This is a genomic window from Metallosphaera yellowstonensis MK1 (genome assembly GCF_000243315.1).
GTDB classification, from domain to species: domain Archaea; phylum Thermoproteota; class Thermoprotei_A; order Sulfolobales; family Sulfolobaceae; genus Metallosphaera; species Metallosphaera yellowstonensis.
This window is the reverse complement of record NZ_JH597767.1, coordinates 1-4193: the sequence shown is the minus strand read 5'-3', so window position 1 is coordinate 4193 and position 4193 is coordinate 1. Positions and strand designations below refer to the sequence as shown.

Here is a 4193-nt window from a genome sequence, read left to right as displayed (position 1 = left end):
TCCCTCTCGGCCCCTCCTGCCTTCGGATGAAAGGGGTCTCTGTGGTTGACTATGAGGAGCTTCAACGGGGTGAATCTCGACTCACGCCCTGATAACTTTTCCTGTGTTTACCCGTGGCGTAACTTCTCCTCACTCTTAGTCACTTCTAATTGCACCACGGGCACCCCTCCTAGGGATCATACACGGTCCCCCTTTAATCATCGGAGTTAGTCGAGGGAAACTTCAATACCCTCCCATCCAATCACTCCCATCCTCGTGAGCAGTGCCCCTCATCAGTTGGGAGATCATCAGAAGGAAATTCCTTGGTAACACCACATGAAAATAACTCATGTCGTATTGGATTTAAAAGTAATTAAAAGCGTTTAAAAGTTACACAGGAATGTTAAAGTCTTAGCCCACACAATCCCGCCTTAATTAAATGAAAGGGTAAAAGAGAAGGCTAAAAGGTTCGGAGTTTATAGCAAATTATGCGGAATTGCAGAAATGATAGGGCTAACATGCTAACAATATAAACAATTCCATGCCAGAGTATCTCGTATATCCCAACTGAGATCTCACCCTCACTTATCCATATCCATGAAACCGGTGGCAGGGGCCTTGGATATCCCTGGTCCAGCCTCTCCCAATCCCTTAGGCCACGGTAGACCGTACCGAACCTTCAGCTCTAAGTACTTGACGTAAAGTTCGGCGTAGTACTCCAAGGGGGGAGGGGTGACTCCAGCTCTCCCGAACCAGGACAGAGGTTCTAATCCCCAGGTGTCGAACTTCGGGACCACATCCTTAGACATCAGGAATTCTATTCCCTCTGCTGTGGACTTCACAGCGTCCTCCACCCGCCTGAAGCCGTAGGGAAAGTTATCGGAATAGGCCATCTCTATTCCGGCCACGAAGTTCGGGCTAACGTTGCCTACTCCGAAGACCTTGACCGCCTCTAAGGTCCTCCGGATCCACTCGTTCCTCCCTATGAGCCTATCCTTACCCGGAGATATGAGGGAGAAGAGTTTTGGATCCCACACCTCCAGGTTTGGGTGGTAGTAATCGACCCCTGCCTCGTAGAATTTCCCCAAAGTCTCTGGTGGGAGGGCCTGCGTGTTGAGCCTCGCGGGAATCCTCCTGGAGAGTCTCTCCTCAACTGCCTGTATGTACCCCAGGTAAAACTGTGCTTCCTTCTTCCCATCCATTATGGAACCCCCAGTTATAAGGTATCTCTTGACTCCTTGGTCCTCAGAGGCTATACTCACGGCTTCGGCCACTAATCCCTTGGGCACCGCTACCCCCACGCCCTCCCTGAGACCGCCCCAGGCTTTGAAGTTCTCGTTTATGTCGCAGAATTTACACTGCCCACCTATGCCCCAGTACTCACATATCCTAAACGCGGTCACGTCCGCGGTCTCTCCCCAATAGATGGCAGGGGCCACTTCCTCGACCGCCATCCCGTTACTCAACCTGGTCCCATAATACACGGGTCTCCTCGCGAACTCGACTTCGGCGACGGGTATCCCATCCAGTAGGAGAACCTTCTTCCCATCCATAAGGCCCACAGTGTACGGAGAGTTGGAGGAGTGTCTGCTCTGTATTATTGTTGGCCTCAGACCCCAGATCCCTCCACTTATCCTGATCTCTTGAGGAACTATCCTAGCCCTTCTCTTAACGACTTCGGGCTTGTCAGGGTCGAACGTGAAGAGGTAGTACGCCTTCTCCTGGTATTCTCCCTTTAGGGCTTCCTCTGAAAAGTTGAGACCCTTCAGGAGGACGTCCTCCTTAACTAGGACCTCCTTGGGTACGATTCCCCGATACCTGTCGAAGAGGGATTCCAGGCGAGAGATATTCCCTTCGTCTCGGACCCGTTCCATCATGATCCATCACAAGAACTAATCGGAGTTTGATATAAAGCTCCAGATCATTTGGACAATTCTTACCTATGACTCAGGAGTAATACTGCAAGAAATACCACTCTGCATTTATTAGCAGCAGTTATGGGATTTTCCTTAGGTAGCGCCCTGTAATCAAGGTAAAATCTGATAACTGCTGCTGTATGGAATGGGGAGTCACGAGTACGAGAAGGTGAGGAAGTGCGTCGAGGAAGTTGAGGCTTAAATCGTTTCAGCCAGAGGAGGAATACGTCTACCTAACTTACTCCCTGAAGAATGATAAGGAGGAGGAGAGTGAAGTACTACTGGATAACTACAGAGTCCTACTGCAGAGGGCTTTAGACTGGTTGTGGGAGAGGATCAAGGTTGAGAGGAGGGAAGTGAAGAGGGGTAAGAAAGTCCTCACGAAGGTCAAGATAACCCTCCCCGAGAAGAAGGGAGTGTACAAGACGTTGAGGGACTAGCTTGAGGAGGTCAACGTCCTAGCTTCCCACTACGCTGACAAGGCCATAAGCGACGCTTACTCCGTGTTGAAAGGTTGGAGGAGGAGGGCCGAGAAGGGAAAAGCGTCGTTGAGGAAACCTAAACTGAAGAGGGTTTACGTGAGGGTTAAGTCTACTCTGAGGAAGGTTGATGGCGAGAACGTGAGGATTACTGTAAGACCATATGAATACTTGTCTTTCTCATGGCATCAAGCGTGGTTCTCTCCACGGGTCAAGGGGCTTGAACTGGGTGAACCCGTGATAAAGGAGGACAAGGTTCACCTACCATTCCGTCACAGATTACCCTGGTTTACTCCCCTAGACTATCTAGCAATTGATAGCAACCTCTACACGCTGGACGCTTACGACGGCGAGAAGTTCGTCACTTTCTCCTTGAGGGAGTTGTACAGCCTTAAGTTTGGGATGGAGTTGAAGAGGGGTAGAATCAAGTCCTTCGCTTCAAAGCACGGTAGGAAAGGGAAAGTGTTGATGAGGAAGTACTCCCACCGCGAAAGGGACCGCGTCCTAGATTACGTTCACAAGTTCGTGAACAAACTGTTGGAGATGTACCCTCTCACTACGATTGCTGTTGAGAAACTGAACAAACAAGATATGTTCCAAGACGCTGACGACAAGTTGTCTAAGAAGATTTCTAGGACTGTATGGAGGTCGATCCACCGTGTGTTGAAGTACAAGGCCCCTCTTTACGGCTCCCTAGTTAAGGAGGTGAACCCGCATTTAACTTCCAAGTCCTGCCCCAGATGTGGATGGGTTTCCCGAAAGGCAGGACTTTCAGGTGTGAGAGGTGTGGGTTCACCTTGGACAGACAACTGAACGCATCCCTCAACATCTTCCTCAAGATGTGCGGGTTTCCCCACCTCTCTCACTCCCACTGGGAGTAGGTGGGTTGGGTCTACCGAAGAGGGGGTCGGACTTTCATTGAGGTTTCATGATTTTATATTCAACCTCTCGTCCTCATTCCCCTTGTCTGGCTCCCCACGCCTAGGTTAGGGAGTATGGACTCCCAGCCACGACATGGGGAGCCTCATCGAACCCATCCTCCCCCTCACATTGCCCATTGAATTCATTGTAGGGCTCTCTTCTACGTGATAACGGAAAAGGTTATAAACTTTCGTGGGAAGAAAGATAGGAATGTTAAATAATATCAAATGGCATAAAATTCACGGTTTATCGGAAACTGCTGACTACGGCGGAGGGGTGAGAACGGGTTTCCCCCTGACTCCGGTGAAGCCCAAGGGCCGGAGATTGATATTAAATATTATGAAATCCTATGAAGCCTGAACCCCAACAAAGAGGGATCAAACCATCCTGTGATAGTGTATAAACTTCTCGCTAATACTGACTTTCCTATATTACCTCCCTAAGGTTCCCATAACTCCTGCTCTTAAAAGCTTCTGCCCTGCCACTTCATTCGACTTCATGCGAGAAGATTATCTCGGCTCCCTCCTTCTCAAGGGCTTGCTTGACCTCCTTTTCCACGTAATTGGCCACAACGAAAGCCTTCACCGGTTTCTTGTATTTAGCCTCCAACAACTTCTTTCTAATAATTATTTGATCTACTACCGCTTCGTCGGCGAAGTTCTTTACCTCAAAGACATAGACGTAGTCGTTAGTCTCATAAAAGTCTATTTCGAACGACCTACCCTTTTCTATTAAACCGAGTTCATCCACTATACTTCCGTGTTTGATTTTGGTAGTGTCTATGTGGTGCAACTTCAGAGCCTTCTTATAGATATTAAGTATGGTCTTCTCAAGACCCTTTCCTGCCCTCGACGTAAAACTGCCTATCTCCACAGACAGCTTCCTCTGCCCTCCATCA

General features: G+C 49.1%; 2 protein-coding genes and 2 pseudogenes. 2 read left to right on the top strand and 2 right to left on the bottom strand.

The genetic code is table 11. The features are described from left to right. Positions 1-560: 560 nt before the first annotated feature. Complete coding sequence (locus METMK1DRAFT_RS07485) at positions 561-1853, bottom strand: radical SAM protein (RefSeq protein ID WP_155812368.1); 1293 nt, start codon at positions 1851-1853, stop codon at positions 561-563. Positions 1854-2086: 233 nt separating this feature from the next. Here METMK1DRAFT_RS07485 and METMK1DRAFT_RS07480 point away from each other — a divergent pair. Both METMK1DRAFT_RS07480 and METMK1DRAFT_RS18485 read left to right on the top strand, forming a co-directional pair. Then, positions 2087-3255, top strand: a pseudogene (locus METMK1DRAFT_RS07480) (RNA-guided endonuclease InsQ/TnpB family protein). 232 nt (positions 3256-3487) lie between these two features. Next, positions 3488-3655 (top strand): hypothetical protein, encoded by a 168-nt coding sequence (locus METMK1DRAFT_RS18485; RefSeq protein WP_216586097.1) that lies wholly within the window; start codon positions 3488-3490, stop codon positions 3653-3655. A gap of 126 nt (positions 3656-3781) precedes the next feature. Here the strand turns inward: METMK1DRAFT_RS18485 and METMK1DRAFT_RS18190 are convergent. Continuing rightward, a pseudogene (locus METMK1DRAFT_RS18190) lies at positions 3782-4193 on the bottom strand (hypothetical protein); the annotation flags it as partial.